The organism is Novosphingobium sp., from assembly GCF_019748365.1.
Classification (GTDB): Bacteria; Pseudomonadota; Alphaproteobacteria; order Sphingomonadales; family Sphingomonadaceae; genus Novosphingobium.
The window spans coordinates 1-20,562 of the sequence record NZ_JAIEPN010000057.1 but is presented as its reverse complement, the minus strand read 5'-3'; the positions used below and the strand labels follow the sequence as shown (position 1 = coordinate 20,562).

General features: G+C 66.3%; 22 protein-coding genes, 1 tRNA gene and 1 pseudogene. 14 read left to right on the top strand and 10 right to left on the bottom strand.

Annotated elements, in window-relative coordinates; all coding sequences use genetic code 11:
- Positions 1–36 precede the first annotated feature (36 nt).
- Entirely contained in the window at positions 37–669 is a 633-nt protein-coding gene (locus K5Q19_RS08095) for a hypothetical protein (protein ID WP_292943213.1), read from the bottom strand.
- Positions 670–1,361: 692 nt separating this feature from the next.
- Here K5Q19_RS08095 and K5Q19_RS08090 point away from each other — a divergent pair.
- The 12 genes from K5Q19_RS08090 (at position 1,362) to speD (ending at position 12,158) form a co-directional block, all read left to right on the top strand.
- A complete protein-coding gene (locus tag K5Q19_RS08090) occupies positions 1,362–1,889 on the top strand; it encodes a carboxymuconolactone decarboxylase family protein (RefSeq protein WP_292943212.1) in 528 nt (175 codons plus the stop codon).
- Between the two features lie 56 nt (positions 1,890–1,945).
- The gene (locus tag K5Q19_RS08085) at positions 1,946–2,488 is read left to right on the top strand and encodes a DUF3237 family protein (protein ID WP_292943211.1); all 543 of its coding nucleotides are present in this window, start codon (positions 1,946–1,948) and stop codon (positions 2,486–2,488) included.
- Positions 2,489–2,559: 71 nt separating this feature from the next.
- The gene (locus K5Q19_RS08080) at positions 2,560–3,867 is read left to right on the top strand and encodes an aspartate aminotransferase family protein (RefSeq protein ID WP_292943209.1); all 1,308 of its coding nucleotides are present in this window, start codon (positions 2,560–2,562) and stop codon (positions 3,865–3,867) included.
- Positions 3,864–5,216: a M24 family metallopeptidase gene (locus K5Q19_RS08075; protein WP_292943207.1), complete on the top strand. Its 1,353-nt coding sequence runs from the start codon at positions 3,864–3,866 to the stop codon at positions 5,214–5,216. Before K5Q19_RS08080 ends, K5Q19_RS08075 begins: the two co-directional genes overlap by 4 nt.
- Before the next feature lie 85 nt (positions 5,217–5,301).
- Positions 5,302–6,297, top strand: a complete 996-nt coding sequence (locus K5Q19_RS08070) for an SPFH domain-containing protein (protein ID WP_292943205.1) — start codon at positions 5,302–5,304, stop codon at positions 6,295–6,297.
- A gap of 21 nt (positions 6,298–6,318) precedes the next feature.
- On the top strand, positions 6,319–6,987 hold the full coding sequence (locus K5Q19_RS08065; protein WP_292943203.1) for a DUF4178 domain-containing protein: 669 nt from the start codon (positions 6,319–6,321) through the stop codon (positions 6,985–6,987).
- Positions 6,984–8,267: a DUF4178 domain-containing protein gene (locus tag K5Q19_RS08060; RefSeq protein ID WP_292943201.1), complete on the top strand. Its 1,284-nt coding sequence runs from the start codon at positions 6,984–6,986 to the stop codon at positions 8,265–8,267. Before K5Q19_RS08065 ends, K5Q19_RS08060 begins: the two co-directional genes overlap by 4 nt.
- Before the next feature lies 1 nt (position 8,268).
- Positions 8,269–8,418, top strand: coding sequence for a hypothetical protein (locus K5Q19_RS08055; protein ID WP_292943198.1), 150 nt, complete (start codon positions 8,269–8,271; stop codon positions 8,416–8,418).
- A 24-nt stretch (positions 8,419–8,442) separates the two neighbouring features.
- Entirely contained in the window at positions 8,443–8,652 is a 210-nt protein-coding gene (locus K5Q19_RS08050; protein WP_292943195.1) for a DUF350 domain-containing protein, read from the top strand.
- A complete protein-coding gene (locus K5Q19_RS08045; RefSeq protein ID WP_292943192.1) occupies positions 8,645–10,192 on the top strand; it encodes a polyamine aminopropyltransferase in 1,548 nt (515 codons plus the stop codon). Before K5Q19_RS08050 ends, K5Q19_RS08045 begins: the two co-directional genes overlap by 8 nt.
- Positions 10,185–11,801, top strand: coding sequence for an NAD(P)-binding protein (locus K5Q19_RS08040; protein ID WP_292943189.1), 1,617 nt, complete (start codon positions 10,185–10,187; stop codon positions 11,799–11,801). The genes K5Q19_RS08045 and K5Q19_RS08040 overlap by 8 nt, the downstream gene beginning before the upstream one ends.
- Positions 11,802–12,158 carry an adenosylmethionine decarboxylase gene (speD, locus tag K5Q19_RS08035; protein WP_292943186.1) on the top strand — a complete coding sequence of 119 codons (357 nt, stop codon included), beginning with the start codon at positions 11,802–11,804 and terminating at the stop codon, positions 12,156–12,158.
- Between the two features lie 43 nt (positions 12,159–12,201).
- Here speD and K5Q19_RS08030 read toward each other — a convergent pair.
- A tRNA-Leu gene (locus tag K5Q19_RS08030) sits at positions 12,202–12,288 on the bottom strand.
- Positions 12,289–12,460: 172 nt separating this feature from the next.
- Between K5Q19_RS08030 and K5Q19_RS08025 the strand changes: the two genes are divergently transcribed.
- Complete coding sequence (locus K5Q19_RS08025) at positions 12,461–13,426, top strand: complex I NDUFA9 subunit family protein (protein WP_292943183.1); 966 nt, start codon at positions 12,461–12,463, stop codon at positions 13,424–13,426.
- A 595-nt stretch (positions 13,427–14,021) separates the two neighbouring features.
- Here K5Q19_RS08025 and K5Q19_RS08020 read toward each other — a convergent pair.
- Together K5Q19_RS08020 and K5Q19_RS08015 are read right to left on the bottom strand one after the other, a co-directional pair.
- Positions 14,022–14,630, bottom strand: a complete 609-nt coding sequence (locus K5Q19_RS08020) for a DUF3237 domain-containing protein (protein WP_292943180.1) — start codon at positions 14,628–14,630, stop codon at positions 14,022–14,024.
- Positions 14,631–14,653: 23 nt separating this feature from the next.
- Positions 14,654–15,325, bottom strand: coding sequence for a glutathione S-transferase family protein (locus K5Q19_RS08015; protein WP_292943177.1), 672 nt, complete (start codon positions 15,323–15,325; stop codon positions 14,654–14,656).
- Positions 15,326–15,627: 302 nt separating this feature from the next.
- On the opposite strand from K5Q19_RS08015, the gene K5Q19_RS08010 reads away from it, so the two are divergent.
- The gene (locus tag K5Q19_RS08010; RefSeq protein WP_292943174.1) at positions 15,628–17,499 is read left to right on the top strand and encodes an ABC-F family ATP-binding cassette domain-containing protein; all 1,872 of its coding nucleotides are present in this window, start codon (positions 15,628–15,630) and stop codon (positions 17,497–17,499) included.
- Here the strand turns inward: K5Q19_RS08010 and K5Q19_RS08005 are convergent.
- The 6 genes and pseudogenes from K5Q19_RS08005 to K5Q19_RS07980 all read right to left on the bottom strand — a co-directional run.
- Positions 17,489–18,238 carry a ParA family protein gene (locus tag K5Q19_RS08005; RefSeq protein WP_292943171.1) on the bottom strand — a complete coding sequence of 250 codons (750 nt, stop codon included), beginning with the start codon at positions 18,236–18,238 and terminating at the stop codon, positions 17,489–17,491. The genes K5Q19_RS08010 and K5Q19_RS08005 overlap by 11 nt on opposite strands.
- 126 nt (positions 18,239–18,364) lie before the next feature.
- Positions 18,365–18,643 (bottom strand): hypothetical protein, encoded by a 279-nt coding sequence (locus K5Q19_RS08000; RefSeq protein ID WP_292943169.1) that lies wholly within the window; start codon positions 18,641–18,643, stop codon positions 18,365–18,367.
- Between the two features lie 38 nt (positions 18,644–18,681).
- Positions 18,682–19,125, bottom strand: a complete 444-nt coding sequence (locus tag K5Q19_RS07995; RefSeq protein WP_072380891.1) for a chemotaxis protein CheW — start codon at positions 19,123–19,125, stop codon at positions 18,682–18,684.
- A 28-nt stretch (positions 19,126–19,153) separates the two neighbouring features.
- A complete protein-coding gene (locus K5Q19_RS07990; protein WP_054121927.1) occupies positions 19,154–19,525 on the bottom strand; it encodes a response regulator in 372 nt (123 codons plus the stop codon).
- Positions 19,526–19,561: 36 nt separating this feature from the next.
- On the bottom strand, positions 19,562–20,125 hold the full coding sequence (locus K5Q19_RS07985; protein ID WP_292943162.1) for a chemotaxis protein CheD: 564 nt from the start codon (positions 20,123–20,125) through the stop codon (positions 19,562–19,564).
- 4 nt (positions 20,126–20,129) lie between these two features.
- Positions 20,130–20,489: pseudogene (locus K5Q19_RS07980) on the bottom strand (CheB methylesterase domain-containing protein); the annotation flags it as partial.
- Positions 20,490–20,562: the final 73 nt, after the last annotated feature.

Below are 20,562 nucleotides of genomic sequence, written 5' to 3'. Positions count from 1 at the left end.
TCGACGAACTGCTCACCGCAATCCGAAAAAATCGGCTCACCCCGGCCGGTAGATCCAGAACCCTGCAGGTTCCGTGGCCGGCTTGCTCTTGCTGCTTCTGCGACTGTCGAGGTACGTGCCGAGGTCGGACAGCATGGTGAGGTAGTTGGTGTAGCCGAGCAGCCCTGTGTTGGGTTGACAAATATAACTGTTCCCAGTCGTGCCCCACGTGCCGCCACAGGCAATATCGTGATGCCAACACGAAATATATGCTCCCCATCGCCCGTCCGGTATGTCGCTTTTGGTAAGATTTACGACCTTAATTGATTTGTACTCTTTGATGTTCGTTTCGACACCCAGCTTCTTGAATTGGGCAACATGGCTGTCGATGTGCTTGCCGAAATCTTTCACCATCGTTGCCTGATAACGTAAGAAGTTCGTATAGAATTCTTCATACGTGTTTGCAGTATAAGAGTCCCTGACGCCATTCAGAAAGGCAATGACCCAAGAGGACGCCGTTCCTTTGCATATGCCATGGCCGTTCGGCTTTCCTTGGGAAACACCTTGCCGATCGAGTGTATCGTCATTCTTGAACCAGTCGGCGACGGAAGGCGCGTGATTGCCGCCATGGGTTGCCTTGTTCTTGTATCGGCAAGAGAGCTGCGGGTCTGCGTTCGCGAAATGAGCCATCATAAACTCCAAAGTGCGAGTCGGACTGGGAAAGGCTCAATCCTATTGTGAGGGCATGAGTATTGCAAACATCCTCAGCAAGGCCTGATACCGGCTCAACCTTTGGCGGAAACCGAAAGCAAACAAGGTCGACCGCGAAGCAGATGGTTTGGTTATTGGGTTAAATTACTGTCATATTGAGGATTGTGATCAAGGAAACGATGCCAGCGGCATTCATCTTAACCTTTCGCGGGGCGATCACAGAGACCCTTTGGTTATGGCGATGTTGTGCCAGAATGCGAGCCCAGCATCCTCGGTTAATCCTGCCACACTCCAACGCCATCCGAAGCCCCCGTTTATTGCGGTCTTCAAGCGTCCCGCCGCCCAGACCAGAATAAATAACAGACGCGTCTGTTATTTATAAACCGCTGTCCTACAGCCGCCCGCCTGGGGCATGATCCGCCCATGCGCTGCAGAGCCTCCCCCAGCATGCCGTTTCTCCCGGCTTTCCTTGGCGATTGCGCCCTCGGCGGAAACGCGCTGATCGCCCCAATCAATCAAAATCGCCGAACTGATCGAATGCAATTACTCCTCAGGACTGTGTCAACCGTGTCAACCTGTGCCCGGCAGCCGGCGCTCCGCCTCTCCAATTGAGGAGTGGGCAAGCCGCCCCCTCGCGCGTTTCATGCGCGGCATAAGTTAGGGAGAATGCCATGCGTGTTGCTCTGCCCGAAGCCCATCATATGAACCCGCTCGGCCACTTGTCCGAGCATTATGCGCCCGAGATCGTGAACGCCGCGTTCGGCTTTTCCGATGTCACCTACCGCATGTCGAAGCTGCCCACCCGCCTGTTCGAAGGCGCGCGGATGCGCACGGCGCTGATCAATGGGTGCCAGCTCTGCCAGAACTTCCGCGTGCTGCGTGATCGTCCCGATATCGAGCGCGTGAACGGTCCCGCGCCGGACGAGGCGTTCTATGCCGCCGTCCACGAATGGCGCACGTCGCCCGTCCTGTCGGAGCGCGAGAAGCTCGCCATCGAATATGCCGAGAAAGTCGGCCTCGATCCCAAGGCCCTCGCCAGCGACGAGGATTTCTGGGCGCGCTACAAGGCCGCGCTCAGCGATGACGAGATTGTCGACCTCGCCTTCTGCGTCGCGGTGTGGATGGGGCTGGGGCGCGTCGCCCATGTGCTCGGCCTTGATGCGGTCTGCGCGCTGCCCGCCTTGCGCGAGGTTGCCTGAAGCGTTGGCCTTCCGCCGCTCCGCCTCTAGAGTGGCGGGCAAACGGAGGGTTCGGAATGGGTGACGAGAGGATGGAGTTGGACCGGCGCGGCTTGCTCGGCGCGCTGGCGGCAGGCGGCACGGCGCTTTCCTTCGGAGCGGCGGGCGCTGCCCGGGCGGCAGAGGGTCCCACGCCGCGTGCGGTCCATGTCTACGATGCCGTCGCCTTGCTCGAGGAAACCGTCCCCCACGGCACCACGCCTTATGGCGAGCGCTTCCGCGTCCCCATCATCGGCGGCACCTTTGAAGGGCCGGAGCTCAAGGGCCGCATCCTCCCCGGCGGGTTCGACTGGCAGCTGAAACGCGGCGACGGCTTCCTCGAACTCGTCGCCGACTACTTCATGGAAACCGACGACGGCGTCCGCATCCAGCTCACCAACCGCGGCCTGCTGCACATCCCCGTGCCGGGCGGTCCGGCCAGCTATGTGATGACCACGCCGAAGTTCGAGGCGCCGATGGGCAAGTATGGCTGGCTCAACCAGTTCATCTTCGCCGGCACCGTCGCTCCGGGTGATGGCAAGGTGCCGTCCGTCCACCTCTCGATCTTCAAGCTGGTCTGAGGCTTCCCCACCGCAGCGGAACGTGCCACGCTGCACAAGTTTGTTTTACCGCGTCCGGAAAGCCCTGCCCGATGAACACGCCCGATCTTGCCGCCTGGTGGATGCCCTTCACCGCCAACCGCCAGTTCAAGTCGCAGCCCCGCCTCCTCGCCGAAGCGCGCGGCATGTTCTACCGCTCGGCAGACGACCGCGAGATCCTTGACGGCACCGCGGGCCTGTGGTGCGTCAACGCCGGGCACGGGCGCGAGGAAATCGCGGACGCGGTCTCGCACCAGATCCGCACGATGGATTTCGCGCCCGCCTTCCAGATGGGCCATCCCATCGGCTTCGATTTCGCCACCCGCCTTGCCGAGATCGCGCCCGCCGGGCTTGACCGGGTGTTCTTCACCGGCTCCGGTTCGGAATCGGTCGACACCGCACTCAAGATCGCGCTCGCCTACCAGCGCGCCATCGGTCAGGGCACGCGCACCCGCTTCATCGGGCGCGAGCGGGGCTATCACGGCGTCGGCTTCGGCGGGGTTTCGGTCGGCGGCATCCTCAACAACCGGCGGGTGTTCACCAGCCTGCCCGGCACCGATCACATGCGCCACACCCACGACCTGTCGCGCAACCGCTTCACCCGCGACATGCCGGAGTACGGCGCGGAATTGGCCGACGATCTCGAACGGCTGGTCCAGCTCCACGGCGCGGAGACCATCGCGGCGGTGATCGTCGAGCCGGTCGCGGGCTCCACCGGCGTGCTGCCGCCGCCCAAGGGCTACCTCGAACGCCTGCGCGAAATCGCGACGCGGCATGGCATCCTGCTCATCTTCGACGAAGTGATCACCGGCTTCGGCCGCCTCGGTACGCCGTTCGGCGCGGACTACTTCGGCGTGACGCCCGATCTCATCACCACCGCCAAGGGCATCACCAACGGCACCTTGCCGATGGGCGCCGTCTTCGCCAGCCGCGCGGTGCATGACGGGATCGTGCAGGGCCCGGAAAACCTCATCGAGCTGTTCCACGGCTATACCTATTCCGGCCATCCCGTCGCCTGCGCGGCGGGCCTCGCCACGCTTGACATCTACGCCCGCGAAGGTCTGCTGACGCGCGGTGCCGAACTCGCGCCGCTCTGGGCTGATACGCTCCATGCCTTGCGCGATGCGCCGCATGTGATCGACGTGCGCACGATCGGCCTTGTCGGCGGGATCGAGCTGGCCTCGCGCGATGGCGCGCCGGGCGCGCGGGCCTATGACGTGTTCACCGATTGCTTCCGCGCCGGGCTGCTGATCCGTGTGACGGGCGACATCATCGCGCTCTCCCCGCCGCTGATCATCGAACCCGACCATATCGGCCGCATTGCGGAGACGATCCGCGCCGCACTGGAACGCGCCGGGTGAGGCAACTGCTGGCCGCTGCGGCGGTACTGCTTGCGGCTCCGGCCATCGCGGCACCGGCCCCGATCGGGATGAGCGAGACCGAGCAGGCGGCGCCCGCCGTCCCGCCGATCCTTTCGGCGCGCGAGCGGGCGGATACCGAGAACCGCATCCTCGCCGAGCGGCTCGATACGGTGATCCCCGCGATCATGCGCGCGGAAGGCATCGACCTCTGGCTGCTGGTGGCGCGCGAGTATTTCGAGGAACCGGTGGTCGCCTCCATGCTCGATGCCGAAAGCATGCATGCGCGGCGGCGGACGATCCTCATTTTCCACGATCCGGGCGAGGGCAAGCCGGTCGAGCGGCTCACTGTCAGCCGCTATGGCCTCGGCGGCCTGTTTGCGCCCGCCTGGGATCCAGCAAAACAACCCGATCAGTGGCAGGCGGCGGCGGATATCGTGGCGGCCAGAAACCCGGCGAAGATCGCGGTCAACGTGTCCGATCTCCACCAGTTCGCCGATGGCATGACGGTGAGCCAGTACGACAAGTTCACCGCCGCACTGCCGGCTGCGTTGCGCCCGCGCATCGTCAGCGGCGAGGGCCTTGCCATCCGCTGGCTGGAGACGCGCACGCCCGCCGAGATGGCGCTCTATCCCGCGATCGAGCGCACCGCGCATGCGGTGATCGCGGAGGCCTTCTCGCGCAAGGTCATCACCCCCGGCGTCACGACCGCCGAGGAGGTGCAGTGGTGGTACCGCGACCGGCTGCTGCAGCTTGGCCTCGACGCGTGGTTTCACCCCTCGATCGCCATCCAGCGCGCAGGCGTGAAGGGCATGCTCGAGGGCGCCGAGGTGATCCGGCCCGGCGATCTGCTGTGGACCGATTTCGGGATCACGTACCTCAGGCTCAACACCGATACGCAGCACCTCGCCTATGTGCTGAAGCCGGGGGAGACCGAGGCACCGGCGGGCCTCAGGCTGGGCCTTGCAAACACCAACCGCGTGCAGGACATCCTCCTGCGCCAGTTCGCGGTGGGGCGCAGCGGCAATGAAGCGTTGGCCCGGGCACGGGCGGAGGCCAAGGCGGCGGGGCTCGATCCTTCCATCTACTCGCACCCCATCGGGCTTCACGGCCACGGCGCGGGGCCGTCGATCGGCTTTTGGGACAACCAGAACGCAGACCCGCGCGGCGACGCGCCGATCCATGCGAATACCGCGTGGTCGATCGAGCTGACGTCCTACACCGCCGTTCCCGAATGGGGCGGCCAGCGCGTGGACTTCCGGGCGGAGGAGAACGCCTTCTTCGATGGCAAGACCGTGCGCTACATCGATGGACGCCAGACCAGCCTCACCCTGATCCCGTCAGACCCTTGATCCATTCTGGCTGGATCGGCTGCAAATCGTTGTTGCCAGCGGCGATTGTTGTAGTGTGCTTGCCAGCATCTGGAGGCCGACCGCGATGTTCGATTTTCTGAGGAAGCAGTTCGTCGATGTCATCGAATGGCTCGAACAGCCGGGCGAGATCGCGTGGCGGGTGCCGTTTGCCGATCACGAGATTCAGCACGGCGCGCAGCTTACTGTGCGGGATGGGCAGATCGCGGCGTTCCTCAATGAAGGAACGCTGGCGGATTACTTCGGGCCCGGTCTCCACACCATCGAGACGGCGAACCTGCCGCTGCTGACCAACCTGATGAACTGGGACAAGGGCTTCAAATCGCCCTTCAAGTCGGATGTCGTGTTCTTTTCGCTCAAGGAGCAGCCGGGGCTGAAGTGGGGCACCGCGCAGCCGGTCACGGTGCGCGATGCCGAGTTCGGCGCGCTGCGGCTGCGGGCGTTCGGCTCGTGCTCGTATCGCCTGAACGAAGTGGCGCCCTTCGTCTCGCGGGTGCTGGGCACCATGCCGGGTGTGACGGCGGCGTCGCTGGAGCCGCAACTGCGCGCCGCGATCCAGACCGCGCTGGCGACGGCGCTGGGCAGCAGCGGGATCGCCTTCCTTGATCTGGCGGCCAACCAGCAGGCGCTGTCGGACCGCATCAAGATGGAGGTCGACAAGGCCTTCGCGCAGTGGGGGCTCAGCTGCCTGTCCTTCTATGTCGAGAGCGTGTCGCTGCCGGATGAAGTGCAGGCGCACCTCGACAAGGCGAGTTCGATGCGCGTGCTGGGCGATCTTGGCACCTACACCCGTTTTCAGACCGCCGAGGCGATCGAGCAGGCGGCAGGCAACGAAAGTGGCATGGCGGGGCTTGGCGCGGGTATGGCTGCAGCGACGGCCCTTGGCGGCGCGATGGCGCAAGGTTTGGGGGCGCAAGGTTTGGGGGCTGCTCCCGCACCGGCTGCACCCGTCGAGGATCCGGTGGCGATGATCGAGAAGCTGCACAAGCTGGTGACGTTGGGCGCGCTCAGTCAGGAAGAGTTCGACGCCAAGAAAGCCGAATTGCTCGGCCGGATCCGCTGAGCGCACTCGGGGCCGGGGGGAATGGAAAGCCTGACGTGTCCTTCCTGCGGGGCTGCGCTGCCCGTGCGCGATCCGGGGCTGCCCTATTCGACTTGCGCCTATTGTCAGACTTTGGTGCGGCGCGCGGAAGGCACGGTCGAGGCTGTGGGGACGGTTGCGGTGCTGCCCGCCGACGTCTCGCCCATCCAGATCAGCACCACGGTGAACCGAGACGGCATTGCCGCAACGGTGGTCGGGCGGGTCCGCTGGGGCTGGTCTGACGGGTCGTGGAACGAATGGTTCCTGCGCGCGGCGGATGGTCGGGTTTTCTGGCTGGGCGAAGCGATGGGCATGTACATGCTCACCTGCGAATACCCGGCGGTGCTGGACGTGCCGGGCATCCGCAACTTTGCCGAAGGCAATCCGATGGCGCGGGACTGCACCGTGAAGGCTGGCGGGAAATGGTTCACGGCGACCGACATCAAGGACGCCGCCTGCCTTGGCAGCGAGGGTGATCTGCCGTTCCCCACGCTCCCCGGATGGACGATGACCAACGTCGATTTCCGCAATGCGGCGGGCGATGCGCTGTCCGTCCAGCGCGATGCGCAAGGGACCACGGCGTGGCTTGGCGCGTGGAGCGATCTCGCCGGCCTCGCGCCCGGTAACCTGCGGCAGATCGAAGGCTGGACGATGCCAAGGGCGCTCGCGTGACGCAGCCGCGCGCGGTGATCTGCCCATCCTGCGGCGGATCGATCGAGATCCGCGCGGCAGGCTATACGGTGACGCTGGGGTGCCGATATTGCGGCTCGGTCCTCGATGTCGCGCACGAGGATGTGCGGCTGATCAAGGCCTATCGCCGCGCCGTGAAGAACTTCGCGATTGCGCCCGGCGCGCGCGGCACTCTGTTCGATGTGGAGTGGGAAGTGATCGGCGCGCTCAGGCGCCGCAGCGCCGAAAGTGGCGATTGGCAGGAATTCCTGCTGTTCAACCCCTACTCCGGCTACCGCTGGCTCGTGCTGGCGGGCGCCGAATGGCAATTCGGCACCATGCTGCTCGATCGGCCGGAAAACGGGCCCCGTTCGGTAAGTTGGCGCGGGGGGGACTACTTACGCGGCGATAGCGAGACCGCGACGACTGTCACCGTTCTCGGCGAATTCTATTGGAAGATCGCGCGCGGCGATGAAGCGCGCGCCACCGCATACACGCGCGGCGCAGAAGTCCTGAGCTGCGAAAGCACGGCGGACGAGACGAACTGGACCCAGCTTATCCCCTTGGACGACAGCGCAGTTTCCGCTGCCTTCGCGGTTGAACGCAAGTTCGTCGGTGCCCCGCAGCGTCGTGCCCGGCGGAACGATACCGACGATCTGCCGATGATGTTCCTGTTCGCACTGATCGCGTTGCTCGCTGTCGGGCTCGTGCAGGAACTGGTCAGCCGCCCGCGCGTCTGCACCGAAAGCACGAGCGAAATCATCGTCGGCGCGCCATCCTTCACCACCCGCATAGGCACGCTCGAAGTGCGCCGCGCCTATCAGTTCGTCACGATCTCAGCCGTCAGCAGCAACATCAACAACCGCTGGATCGATCTCGATTACAGCCTCGTGAATCGCCAGACGCAACAATCGATCGATGCCTACGGCCTGATCGAATACTACACCGGCACCGATAGCGACGGGCCATGGACTGAAGGCAGCACCGGCGCTGAAACCTTGATTGCCAGCGTTCCGCGCGGCACTTACGACATCTACCTCGATGGCGGGGCCCACGGTTGGCCCAACGATCCTTCGGTCACCGTGAAGCAGGTCAAGCCTGACGAGTGGACCGTGCAGACGTCTGCCGATGCCGAGAACCCCTGGGCCCCGCCGGAGAAGGTCACGGTCTGGTTCACCGCCTGCACCGGCGGCTTTTCGTGGGGCATGTTCTGGCTGATCGGCTTCCTCCTTTTCGCCGTGCCCGGCGCCATGCTGTGGTGGCGCCACCGGGAGGACGACTGACATGACCCTGCGGCTTAAGCTCTTCACTGCCTGGTGCCTCTTCCTTGTCGCGACATCCGGCGTGGCATCCTATTATGGCTGGAGTCTGTTTGCCGACAGCGCCAGCACCTCCTCCTCATCCGGCGGGGCGCGCGGCCCCACCCACAAATAGCCTCTGCGAACAGGAGCTTTGCCCATGATCAGCCTCGATGTGTTTCTCGCCACCGTGCTCTATGCAGCCTTGGGCATCGTCATCTTCATCGTGAGCTTCGTGCTGGTCGACAAGCTGACCCCGGGCCAGCTATGGCGCGAGATCATCGAGCGCAAGAACATGGCGGTGGCGCTGCTGGCGGGCGCAGTTGCGATCGGGATTTCCAATATCATCGCCGCTGCCGTGCATGGTTGAACCGGAAGCCCCGACCGGCGGGGCTGAAGACGGCGCGCCCGCATCACTGGCGGTGATCCTGCTGGTTTCGGTGCTGGTCGTCGCCACCTGCGGGCTGGTCTACGAACTGCTGGCCGGAACGCTTGCCAGCTATCTCCTTGGCGACAGCGTCACCCAGTTCTCGACCGTTATCGGCACTTATCTCTTCGCGATGGGGGTGGGCAGCTATCTCTCGCGCCACGTGCGTTCGAACGAGATCGGCGTCTTCGTGCGGGTGGAAATCCTCATCGCGGCGCTGGGCGGGTGGTCGGCTGCCGGGCTGTTCCTGCTGTTCCCGCTGGTCGAGGATTTCCGCATCGCGCTCTATGGCCTTGTAGTCGCCATCGGCGTGCTGGTGGGGCTGGAAATCCCGCTGCTGATCCGCATCCTGCGCTACCGCTTTGCCTTCCGCGATCTCGTCTCGAACGTCCTCACCTATGACTATATCGGCGCGCTGATCGCCTCGCTGCTGTTCCCGCTGGTGCTCGTGCCGCAGCTGGGCATGATCCGCACCGGCTTCGCTTTTGGCCTTGCCAACGTTGCCGTCGCCATCGCGCTGCTGCTGGTGCTGCGCGGGCGGCAGAAGGTGAGCGCTGATCTTGCCGCCGCGCTGATCGTGCTGCTTTCGCTCGTCGCCGGGCTTGCCGGGGCGGACCGTATCCAGCGCTGGTCCGAAGTCGCCTTCTATGGAGAGCCGGTGATCTACGCGCGCTCCACCCCTTACCAGCGCATCGTGATTACCCGGCGCGGCGAGGACTTGCGCCTCTATCTCAACGGCAACCTCCAGTTCTCGACACGCGACGAGTACCGCTATCACGAGGCGCTGGTCTGGCCGGTGCTGGGCCGGGTGGCGAACCCGCGCGAGGTGCTGATCCTGGGCGGCGGCGATGGGCTTGCCGCGCGCGAAGTGCTGAAGGACCCGCGCGTCGCGCATGTCACCCTCGTCGATCTCGATCCGGAGATGACGCATCTGTTCCGCGATGAGCCCACGCTTGCCCGGCTGAACGGCGGCTCGCTTGCCGCGCGACGGACGACGGTGGTCAACGGCGATGCCTTCCGCTGGGTGCGGCAGGCGCGCGGACGCTATGATGCGATCCTGATCGATTTTCCCGATCCCACCGAGTTCTCGCTCGGCAAGCTCTATACCGAAAGCTTCTACCGCGAAGTCGCGCGTCTGCTGGGTCCGGCGGGCGTTCTGACCGTGCAGAGCACTTCGCCGCTGGTCGCGCCGCGCTCCTACTGGACGGTGGCGAGCACATTGGAGGCGGCAGGGCTCAAGGCGCGCGGCTACCACGCCTATGTGCCGAGCTTCGGCGAATGGGGCTTCACCATGGCCGGGCATCAGCCGCCGGGCGATGCGGTGCGGCTGCCGGCGGGCCTGCGCTTCCTCAGCCAGGCAAGCGAGCGGGCGATGTTCGACTTCCCGCCCGACATGGCGCGGCGGCCGGCGCCGGTGAACCGGCTCGACAATCAGGCGCTGGTGCGCAGCTTTGCCGAGGAATGGGGCCGCTACGATGGTTGAGTCCACCCGGCGCGAAGTGCTGAAGGGAGCCGCCGCTGCCGGGGCCGGTGCGCTGGCGCTGCCCGGCTGTGCAGCGCAGCCCTTTCCCGGCACGCTCGGCGGAGCGGACTGGCAGCGCGGACACCGGGTGCGCGACGGCCGATTCCCCGCGCCGCAGGGCAGGGCGGAGGAAGCTGCGGTCGTGATTGCCGGCGGCGGCGCTGCGGGGCTCGCGGCGGCATGGCGGCTGAAGGACGCGGGGTTCGAGGATTTCGTGCTGCTCGAGCTTGAGGATGCGGTGGGCGGCAACGCGCGCTCGGGCCGCAATGCGGTGAGCGCTTACCCGCTCGGTGCGCACTACCTCCCCGTGCCCAACCGCGAGGCGAGAGCGCTGCGCCACATGCTGCATGGCTTCGGCATGATCGTGGGCGAAGAGGACGGCGCCCCGGTCTACGATCCCTACCAGCTTTGCGCCGACCTCGAGGAGCGCCTGCTGTGGCGGGGCAACTGGCAGGAAGGGCTCTATCCCGCCAGCGGCCTGAGCACTGAAGACATCGCACAGCGCGACCGCTTCTTTCGCGAGATGGCAGGCTATCGCGATGCGGTCGGGGCGGACGGCAAGCCCGCCTTCGCAATCCCGCGCGCCGGATCAAGCACGGACCCCCGCTTCACCGCGCTCGACGGCCTGTCGTTTGCACGCTGGCTTGAGGCGCGCAGCTTCACCTCGCCGGTCCTGCGCGCCTATCTGCGCTATTGCTGCCGCGACGACTACGGGACCGAGCCGGAGCACATCTCGGCCTGGGCCGGGGTGCACTACTTCGCCGGTCGGCGCGGGTGGGCGGCGCGCGGTGACGGGGACCGTGAACTGACCTGGCCCGAGGGCAATGGCCGCCTTGGCGCGCTGATGGGCAAGGCGGTCGCGCCGCATGTCCGCTCCGGCCACAGCGTGTTTGCGGTGGCGCGCGAGGGGGAGGCCGGCGCGCTGGTTTCCGCGTTCGACCACGCTGCGGGCGTCACCCGGCAATGGCGCGGGCGCACCGTGATCATGGCGATGCCACATTTCGTGGCGGCACGCATCGCACCGGCGGAGACCGTCAAGGGCGCGCTGCGCTATGCCCCCTGGGTTGTCGCCAACGTGACGGTCAATCGCCAGCCGCGCGGGCGCGGATCGGCACTGGCGTGGGACAACGTCTCCACCGGCAGCGAAAGCCTGGGCTACGTCGTCGCGACGCACCAGAGCGCGAGCGCAGGCGAGGGGCCGACGGTGCTCACCTGGTACATGGCCCTCTCACGCGAAGACCCGGTGGCGGCGCGCAAGCTGATGATGACGCGGCCGCTGGCGGAGTGGCAGCGGATCGTGGCGGATGATCTGCTGACGATGAACCCCGATCTGGCCGGTGCAATCGAGCGCATCGACGTGTGGCGGTGGGGCCATGCGATGGTGAGCCCGGCACCCGGCTTCCTCAGCGATCCGGCGCGGCTCGCGGCGATCGCGGCCAAACCGCCGGTGCTCTTTGCGCATTCCGATCTCTCCGGCCTGTCGCTGTTCGAGGAAGCGCACTATCGCGGCGTGGTGGCGGCGGAAGCGGCGCTTGCCCACCTCGGCCACCCCTTCGAAAGCCTTGCCTGAATGGCGCACCTGCCCGGCACCAGCATCCACCTGATCGCCGATCTGCATGGCGGCTCCGGGTTCGACAACACAGCGCGGGTCGAGGCGGCCCTGCGCAATGCCGCTGCGGCGGCGGGCGCGCGGCTGCTGAGTGTGACGGTCTATGGCTTTGGCGAGGGATTGGGGGTGACGGGGGTGGCCCTGCTCGCCGAATCGCACATTTCGATCCACACTTGGCCCGAAACCGGGGTGGCCGCGGTGGACCTTTTCGTGTGCGGACAGGATGTGGATGCTGAAGCCGGACTCGCGGCAATCGTCGCGGCATTCGGGGCCGTGGTGACAAACCTGCACCGGATCGCCAGACTTCAGCGCGACTGAGCACGCTCTGGCGCGGAGCGGCTGCGGACCTGCTCTGAGAAAATGGTGCCCAGAAGAGGACTCGAACCTCCACGCCGTTTCCAGCGCCGCCACCTGAAGACGGTGCGTCTACCAATTCCGCCATCTGGGCACGGGAGCGATGGGCGAAGCTGCCAACCGCCGGGTAGGAGCGCGCCGATAGGGCACGGTCTGCCCCCTTGTCAACCGCGGTCTGCATTTGCACCGATCAGGCGGCCTAAACCATTGAACCGGAGGGCGCGGGTGTGGCAAGGGGCGCGCGGACTGGAAATGGAGCCCGACGCATGAGCAAGGACATGGCGCACGATCTCGAAGGGCAGCTGATCGCACTGGTGGGCGGCAGCGGGTTCATCGGCACGCATGTGGCGCAGGCGCTGCTGGCGCGCGGCGCGCGGCTGCGTGTGTGCAGTCGCCATCCCGAGCGCGGGTTCCGGCTGAAGACGCTGGGCGGGCTCGGCAAGATCCAGCTTGTCGCGGTCGACGTCACCAAGCCGCACACGCTCGAAAAGGCGCTGACGGGCTGCGACGCGGTGGTGAACCTTGTCGGCGCCTTCACCGGCAAGCTCGATGCGGTGCAGGGTTCGGGCGCCGGCACGCTGGCGGGCATTGCGCGGGCCAAGGGTGCCAGGGCCTTCGTCCATGTCTCCGCGATCGGCGCCGATGCGGGGTCCTCCGTGGCCTATGCCAGCACCAAGGCGGCGGGCGAGACGGCGGTGCTGGCCGCGTTCCCCGAAGCGGTCGTGCTGCGTCCCTCGGTTGTGTTCGGCGAGGATGATGCCTTCATCAACCTGTTTGCCGGGCTGATCGCCAGCGCGCCGGTCATGCCGGTGTTCGCCGCCGATTCGCGCTTCCAGCCCGTTTTCGTCGACGATGTTGCCGATGCCATCGCCAATGTGCTGGCCGCGCCGGCGGACTTTGCGGGCAAGACCTTCGAACTTGGCGGGCCCGAGCAGATCACCATCGGCGATCTCAACCGCCGCATCGCCAAGGCGGCGGTCCGTTCGCCGCGCTTCCTCGAGCTGCCCGACGGCATCTCGGCCGCCTTCGCCACGCTGACGGGCTGGCTCCCCGGTGCGCCGATGAGCAAGGACCAGTGGACCCTGCTGCGCCAGGGCAATGTGGTGAGCGGCACGCTGCCCGGCCTTGCCGAGCTTGGCGTGCAGGCACGGCCGCTCGGCCTGTTCCTCGATCGCTGGATGGTGCGCTTCCGCAAGCACGGGCGATTCGGGGCGCGGACCAAGGCGGCCTGATCCGGCCTGCGGGACCTGCCGGAACTCCTTGCGGTTGACACAGTTGACACTGTCCTGAGGAATAATTGCATTCGATCAGTCGCGGAATTTTGATCGACTGAGGCGATTGCAGCGTTGCCATTCAGGACGCAGGGGCGGCAGAAAACCGCGAGACACGGCCTGTTGGGGATGGATCTGCGCGACATGGGCGGACCATGCCGCAAGGCGGCGCCTGTAGGACAGTGGTTTATAAATAACAGACGCGTCTGTTATTTATGGGGCCTGCACCGGGATCGTGGTGGGGCGCGGGGAACGGTGTTCGCAGCGGCGGAGTTGCGCGTCGGCTTGGCGGCTGCAGCCGCCGGTTGCACCCATGGTCCGGACAGGGAGCGAGCATGCGGTCAGGGCTCTGAACGGCTGCGCACCATGACAAGCGCGGTGCGGGCGGGGCGTGAAAGACCCCTCCGACCTACCTGCGGCAGGCCACATCCCCATTTGTCCCTGCGGGAAAAATGGAGAGGATCTGGGGATGCAAGGGGCGCCGGTCGGCCATTTGGCCCTTGCCTGCCGGAGGCACTTTTCGGGTGATGGGCTTGTGGTATGAGGGCAGCGTCCGTCAGGTCAGCCTGAACACCTGGATCAACCGGCCGTTGGCCTTGGGGCCGAAATCGGGGGCCGGGATTTCGGGCGGGATCGGATAAGTGAGGGTCGCGACAAAGACGGATTCGCGCAGCCACGCATACTTCTTGCCCGGCACGTTGAAGCTGGGCAGCAGGCGGAACTTGCTGTCGGTGTAGCGCGGGCCGACGTTGTGGATGATGATCTGCACGCCGTCGTCGGTCTTCAGGCGGTAGAGCGCGTCGACGATCTGGACGCCGTCCGGGCGGGTGACGGGGAAATCGCCGCCGCCGGGGATGACCGTGCCCTTGATCCCGCGCCCGTGGAACGTGCCGCCGACAATCGGCCAGAGCACATCGCGGTCGCCATCGGCCGAAGTCTGATCGGCGAGATCGCCCATGGCCTCGGGCTCGGTGCAGAAGGGCAGGATGTTCATCACCCATTCGAGCCCGACCTGATCATAGATCTTCGGCGCGGGGCCTGCCGGCATCGGCGGGGCGGCGGGTTCATGGGTGTTGGGCGTGACCGCAAGGGCGCGCGTTGCGGCGCCGGTGAGCGGCAGGCCCGCGCCGATCAGGCCGAGCGCGTTGCGGCGGGAAATCGTCATGGTCCGGGACTCTCCTGCAGGCCTCAGGCGTTCACGTCGGCGTAGTGGGCGGGGGGCTGGATCACGTCCATGCGTTCGGTGAGGAGCGGGCGGAAGCTGGGGCGGCTCTTGAAGACAGAGTACCAGCTGGCGGCCTGTTCGTGGAGCGACCAGTCGATCCCGCCGAGGTAATCGGCGACCGAAATCTGCGCGGCGGCGGTGAGATCGGCGAGGCTCATGGTGGAGCCGGCGAGCCAGGGGCGGTTATCGATGAGGTAGTCGATGTAGTAGAGGTGATCATTGGCGAGGCGCATCGCATCGCGCAGCACGCGGCTATCGGGTGATTGGCGGTAGACGAGGCGCTTCTTCATGCGCTCTTCCAGCAGGGGCTGGGTGACGGCGGCGAAGAAGTTTTCATCGAACATCGCGACGAGACGGCGGATTTCGGCGCGGCCCGTCGCGGTGCCGTTGATCATCGGAGCCTTGTCGACCGTTTCCTCGAAGTATTCGCAGATGGCCCGGCTGTCGATCAGGGTGATCTGCTTTTCGGGGTTGTGCAGCACGGGGGTGCGGCCGGCCGGGTTGAGCTTGCCGAACTCGTCGCGGTGCTCCCACGGATTTTCGCGGATGAGTTCGTAGGCCACGCCCTTTTCAGCGAGGAGCAGGCGCACCTTGCGGCTGAACGGGCACAGGGGGAATTGATAAATCTGCCACATGATCCGCTCCAATGGACGAGGGGACGGTGTGAAGTCCAGTGCGGGCGGGCGCGGAGGGGCTGATTTTTCGGAGGATTGTTGGGTTCACGCGGAGGCGCGGAGAAGAAGTGGAGACGCGGAGGGGTTGGTCCTGCGGCAAAGCCGCTTTGTTAACTTTGGCGGCGTGCCAATCGCGGCAAATGTGCGGGAAGGCGGCTTCGCCGCAAGGGGGACATCCCTGCGCCTCAGCTTCTTCTTGCGCGTCTCTGCGTGAAACACCCTTCTTCTTTCCCGCCGCGCACACCCCTGCTAGGGGCGCGCGCATGCTTACAATTCAGGGCCTCACCGTGCGGCTGGGCGGGCGCACCATTCTTGACCGCGCCAGTGCGACGATCCAGCCGGGCTCCAAGGTGGGGCTGATCGGCCGCAACGGCGCGGGCAAATCGACGCTGATGAAGGCGATCATCGGCGAGCTGGAGCCCGACGAGGGCGGGATCGAGATGCCCAAGCGCATGCGGCTGGGCTATATCGCGCAGTCGGCCCCGGCGGGCGCGGCGACACCGTTCGAGACGGTGCTGGCCGCCGATACCGAGCGCGCGGCGCTGATGGCGGAAGCGGAGACCTGCGAGGACCCGGACCGGCTGGGGGCGCTCTATGACCGGCTGATCGCGATCGATGCCTATACGGCGGACGCGCGGGCGGCGCGCATCCTGATCGGGCTGGGCTTCGACGAGGCGATGCAGGCGATGCCGCTCGACAGCTTTTCGGGCGGGTGGAAGATGCGCGTGGCGCTGGCCTCGCTGCTGTTTTCGGCGCCCGATCTGCTACTGCTCGACGAGCCTTCGAACCACCTCGATCTGGAAGCGACCTTGTGGCTGGAGAGCTTCCTGCAAAGCTATCCCGGCACGATCGTGGTGATCAGCCACGAGCGCGATCTGCTCAACAATGTGGTTGATACGATCCTCCACCTGCAGGGCGGCAAGATCGCGCTCTATGCGGGCGGATACGATGCGTTCGAGCGGCAACGGGCCGAGCGGGCGGCGCAGATTGCCGCGGCAAGGGCCGCGCAGGATGCGCAGAGGAAGAAGCTGGCGGACTATGTGGCGCGCAATTCGGCGCGGGCCTCCACGGCCAAGCAGGCGCAATCGCGCGCGAAGATGCTGGCGAAGATGCAGCCGGTGACGGCGATGCTGGAAGACCCTTCGCTGAGCTTTGATTTCCCGGACCCGGACGAACTGCGGCCGCCGTTGATCACGCTCGATCTGGCGGCGACCGGGTATGTGGCGGAGAAGCCGATCCTGCGGCGGCTGAACTTGCGCATCGATCCCGATGACCGCATCGCGATGCTGGGGCGCAACGGCAACGGCAAGACGACGCTGGCGCGGCTGCTGGCGGGGCAGCTGGCAGCGAGCGAGGGCGGGATGACCGCTTCGGGCAAGCTGAAGATCGGCTATTTCACGCAGTATCAGGTGGAGGAACTGCCCGCGGATTCGACCCCGCTCGAGCTGATGACGCGGGCAATGCCGGGCAAGACCCCGGCGGCGGTGCGCGCGCAGCTGGGGCGGTTCGGCTTTTCGGGCCCGCGCGCCGAATCGCAGACGGCGACGCTATCGGGCGGCGAGCGGGCGCGGCTTGCCTTGGCGCTGGTGACGCGCGATGCGCCGCACCTCCTCATCCTCGACGAGCCGACCAACCACCTCGATGTCGATGCGCGCGAGGCGCTGGTGCAGGCGCTGAACGACTATGCGGGGGCGGTGATCCTGATCAGCCACGACCGGCACATGGTGGAGCTGACCGCCGACCGGCTGGTGCTCGTCGATGGCGGCACGGCGAAGGACTATCCGGGGAGCATCGAGGACTACATCGACTTCGTGCTGGGGCGGAACCAGCCGAAGGGCGATGCGGGCAAGGGCGGCTCGGGCGGCGCCAAGCCGAAGGGCGGGGCGAAGAACCGCGAGGAGATGAAGGCGCTGCAGAAGGCCGTCAGCGAGGCGGAAAGCGCGGTAGCCAAGGCCGAGGCGCGGCTGGCGGCGATCGATGCGGCGCTGGCAGGCAGCGGAAAACCGGCGGCGGATCTTGCGGGCCTGGGCATGGCCGAGCTGGGGCGCCAGCGGCGCGAGGTGGCGGATCAGCTGGCGGCGGCGGAAGCGCGCTGGATCGAGGCGGGCGAGGCGCTGGACGCTTTCATGAACTGAGCGAGGCCTGCATCGCGAGCTTGGCCTCGATCCCGTCCCACAGGCGTTGGAGGCGGGCGTTGACGTCGCCCGATGCGGCGAACGTGCCGATGGGCGCGCGGCGGGCGGCGGTCTGCTCGATGGCGCTGGACATGGGAATCACCGGCCAGCCTGCAGCAAAGCCGGAAAGCACATCACGGTGGAGCTTGCGCCGCCCGTCGTACATCGAAAGCACCGGCAGGATCGGCGGATGGCGCGGATGGTGCGCCAGAATCTCGGCCTGGATCATCGGCAGCGCGCGCGCCGAAAGCGGCGAGGGGGGCAGCGGCACGATGAGGAGATCGGCGGCGGCGAAGACCTGTTCGCTGATCTCGTTCAGCACCGGCGGGCAATCGATGATGATGCGGGCATAATCGGCGGATAGCAGCGCGGCGGTGCGTGCCATGCGCTTGCGCTTGCCGATGCGGGCCAGCGTGGCAGGGAGGCTGCGCATGCTCTCATCGGCTTGCAGCACGCAAAGGCCGGGATAGCGGCTGGGCACGATCAGATCGGCGGGCTTCACGTCCTTGCGGAAGACCGCAGCGGCCTCGCTCTCGGTGCGATCGGGCAAGCCGAGCAGCCAGCCGGCGCCGCCCTGCGGATCGAGATCCCAGAGCAGCGTGGAATGGCCGGAAAGAACGGCCGAGCGCCAGGCCATGTCGACGGCGAGAGTGGTTTTGCCGACCCCGCCCTTCACGCTGTAGACTGCGATGACCGCCATTTTTGCTGCGTTTCCCTTGCGACCTTGCTCATTGTGAGCGAGCGCGCAGGAATCGCAAATGCAATTATGCCGCAGCGCGGCCTCGTCTCGCGACGGGACAGCGAAAATGAGGACAGTCCCCCTCTTTCAGCGCAGCAGGCGCATCCGTTCGCGCAGGATATCGAGGCCGATCCGCTCGACTTCGCTCTCAAGGCAATCGGCGTGGAGAAGCTTGGCGAGGCTGCGCTGCTTCTGGGCGATCAGGTCGATCGCCTGCAGGCTGTCCATGTGCCGCATGGCCACGTCCATATCGCCGCAGAGCGACGCGCCGAGGGACTCGACTTCCTGCGACAGTTCCTCGAGCACCAGCGCGATCTGGCGATGCGAGGCAGTGTTTGCGGGGGCCACTGGAGCCGTCGGGACCATCGGCACGGTTTCCTTGAACAGTCAGGCGGGCAGGCGGATCAGGCGGCAGCGGCGAGCTGGGCCCCGTCGCTGAGTGCGAAGAGGTTGAGCACCATCACCATCTTGTCCTCGATCGCGGCAAGCCCTTCGAGGAAGGGCACCACGCTATCGTTGCCGACGCCCGGGGGCGGGGCCTGCAGCGTCTGATCGGGCACGGTGACGATGTCGCTCACCGAATCGACGATCCAACCGCCGACCTGCTGGCCCAGCTGCGTGACGATGATCGCATGGCGCGGGGTCGGCTCGGTCGCGCGCCAGCCAAGGCGGGCGGCGAGATCGACCACCGGCAGCACGGTGCCGCGCAAGTTGACGACGCCCGCGACATAGTGCGGCACGCGCGGCAGGCGGGTCGTCGGGGTCCATGCGCGGATCTCGCGGATCGACATGATGTCGAGCCCGAAGACCTGGCCCTCGACCTCGAAAGTGATGAGTTCGCGGATCATCGTGGGGGTTCCTTGGAAGCGAAAGGGATCAGTGCGCGACGCGGCGGACGGCGGCGACAAGCTTGGCGGCGTCGAAAGGCTTGACGATCCAGCCGGTCGCGCCGGCTTCGCGGGCGCGGGCCTTCTTCTCGTCCGAGCTTTCGGTGGTGAGCACGAGGATCGGCCGGTCGCGGTGGCGGGTGCCCTCGCGAAGGCGCTCGATCAGGCCGAAGCCATCGAGCCGCGGCATGTTGATATCGGTGATCACGACATCAACCTCGTTGAGCGCGAGCCAATCGAGCGCGGCGAGGCCGTCTTCGGCCTGCGCCACCTCGAAGCCTTGCGTCGAGAGGGCATGGTTGAGGAGTGCCCGCATGCTCGGGCTGTCGTCTACAGTCAGGATTCGGGTGGTCTGGGTCATCGTAGGGCTCGCTTGTTGCAACCAAAGAAAACGGGGTCAGAACAGTTCGACATCGCCGGACGCGCGTTCCGGACGAGTGGTGGGTTGGACCGGCGGGGCAAGGCGGTCCTCGACCGTGCGGCAGCGGATCTGGCCCGATGCCGGGCGGAAATCGACGCGGCGGGCATTGGTGCCGCCAAGGTCCTCGCGCATGACCATGATGCCTTCGCGCTGAAGGAAACCTTGCGCGAATTCGGCATTGGCGGTGCCGATGCGCATCATGTTGCGGTTGACGTTGGCCCCGCCATAGAGGTGGGCGCGCAGGCGCGATTTGCGTGCACCGATGCCCAGCATCTGGTTGACCAGCAATTCCATGAGATAGACGCCGTAATGCTCGTCGACAGCGGTCGTGCCGCAGAGGCCCGCGGGGGGTTCGGCGAGGAGGAAATGGTTCATGCCGCCTACCCGGGCCTCGGGATCATAGAGGCAGGAGGCAACGCAGCTGCCGAGCACGGTCGAGAATTCGACCTGCATATCGCAGCTGACCAGCGCCTGACCCTGCATCACGGTCACGCGCTCGATCGGGCGTTCAAGGGATCCGAGGATACGGCGTTCGAACATCGGATCAGGCCGCCTTGCTGAAGGCGTGGCGGGCAATCGTGCCAATCGGCGCGACGACGCCGGCAGCGCCAAGCGCGATGGCCGCGCGCGGCATGCCGAAGACGGTGCAGGTCGCCTCGTCCTGCGCGATGGTGCGCGCGCCGGTCTGGGCGAGCGCGAGGAGACCTTCCGCGCCATCGGTGCCCATGCCGGTGAGGAGAATGCCGACCGCGCCGGCGCCGACCACTTCGGCGACCGAGTGGAACAGCACGTCGACGCTGGGCAGGTGGCCGGACACGGGCTCGCCCCGGCGCAGGCGCTGGTAGAGGTGCCCGCTGCGGCCGCCGACCGAGAAGTGGCGATCATCGCCCGGCGCGATGTAGTGTCAACACCGGGATAAAAACGGGCCAGGCACCGGTTTAAAAAGGGGCCAGTTGGGTTGAATAAAAAGCCCCATG

What these genes read in the sequence shown, in the direction of transcription:
- K5Q19_RS08095 (WP_292943213.1), bottom strand. Translation starts at nt 669, where the DNA reads ATGGCTCATTTCGCGAACGCAGACCCGCAGCTCTCTTGCCGATACAAG.
- K5Q19_RS08090 (WP_292943212.1), top strand. Translation starts at nt 1,362, where the DNA reads ATGCGTGTTGCTCTGCCCGAAGCCCATCATATGAACCCGCTCGGCCAC.
- K5Q19_RS08085 (WP_292943211.1), top strand. Translation starts at nt 1,946, where the DNA reads ATGGGTGACGAGAGGATGGAGTTGGACCGGCGCGGCTTGCTCGGCGCG.
- K5Q19_RS08080 (WP_292943209.1), top strand. Translation starts at nt 2,560, where the DNA reads ATGAACACGCCCGATCTTGCCGCCTGGTGGATGCCCTTCACCGCCAAC.
- K5Q19_RS08070 (WP_292943205.1), top strand. Translation starts at nt 5,302, where the DNA reads ATGTTCGATTTTCTGAGGAAGCAGTTCGTCGATGTCATCGAATGGCTC.
- K5Q19_RS08065 (WP_292943203.1), top strand. Translation starts at nt 6,319, where the DNA reads ATGGAAAGCCTGACGTGTCCTTCCTGCGGGGCTGCGCTGCCCGTGCGC.
- K5Q19_RS08055 (WP_292943198.1), top strand. Translation starts at nt 8,269, where the DNA reads ATGACCCTGCGGCTTAAGCTCTTCACTGCCTGGTGCCTCTTCCTTGTC.
- K5Q19_RS08050 (WP_292943195.1), top strand. Translation starts at nt 8,443, where the DNA reads ATGATCAGCCTCGATGTGTTTCTCGCCACCGTGCTCTATGCAGCCTTG.
- K5Q19_RS08045 (WP_292943192.1), top strand. Translation starts at nt 8,645, where the DNA reads ATGGTTGAACCGGAAGCCCCGACCGGCGGGGCTGAAGACGGCGCGCCC.
- K5Q19_RS08040 (WP_292943189.1), top strand. Translation starts at nt 10,185, where the DNA reads ATGGTTGAGTCCACCCGGCGCGAAGTGCTGAAGGGAGCCGCCGCTGCC.
- speD (WP_292943186.1), top strand. Translation starts at nt 11,802, where the DNA reads ATGGCGCACCTGCCCGGCACCAGCATCCACCTGATCGCCGATCTGCAT.
- K5Q19_RS08025 (WP_292943183.1), top strand. Translation starts at nt 12,461, where the DNA reads ATGAGCAAGGACATGGCGCACGATCTCGAAGGGCAGCTGATCGCACTG.
- K5Q19_RS08020 (WP_292943180.1), bottom strand. Translation starts at nt 14,630, where the DNA reads ATGACGATTTCCCGCCGCAACGCGCTCGGCCTGATCGGCGCGGGCCTG.
- K5Q19_RS08015 (WP_292943177.1), bottom strand. Translation starts at nt 15,325, where the DNA reads ATGTGGCAGATTTATCAATTCCCCCTGTGCCCGTTCAGCCGCAAGGTG.
- K5Q19_RS08010 (WP_292943174.1), top strand. Translation starts at nt 15,628, where the DNA reads ATGCTTACAATTCAGGGCCTCACCGTGCGGCTGGGCGGGCGCACCATT.
- K5Q19_RS08005 (WP_292943171.1), bottom strand. Translation starts at nt 18,238, where the DNA reads ATGGCGGTCATCGCAGTCTACAGCGTGAAGGGCGGGGTCGGCAAAACC.
- K5Q19_RS08000 (WP_292943169.1), bottom strand. Translation starts at nt 18,643, where the DNA reads ATGGTCCCGACGGCTCCAGTGGCCCCCGCAAACACTGCCTCGCATCGC.
- K5Q19_RS07995 (WP_072380891.1), bottom strand. Translation starts at nt 19,125, where the DNA reads ATGATCCGCGAACTCATCACTTTCGAGGTCGAGGGCCAGGTCTTCGGG.
- K5Q19_RS07990 (WP_054121927.1), bottom strand. Translation starts at nt 19,525, where the DNA reads ATGACCCAGACCACCCGAATCCTGACTGTAGACGACAGCCCGAGCATG.
- K5Q19_RS07985 (WP_292943162.1), bottom strand. Translation starts at nt 20,125, where the DNA reads ATGTTCGAACGCCGTATCCTCGGATCCCTTGAACGCCCGATCGAGCGC.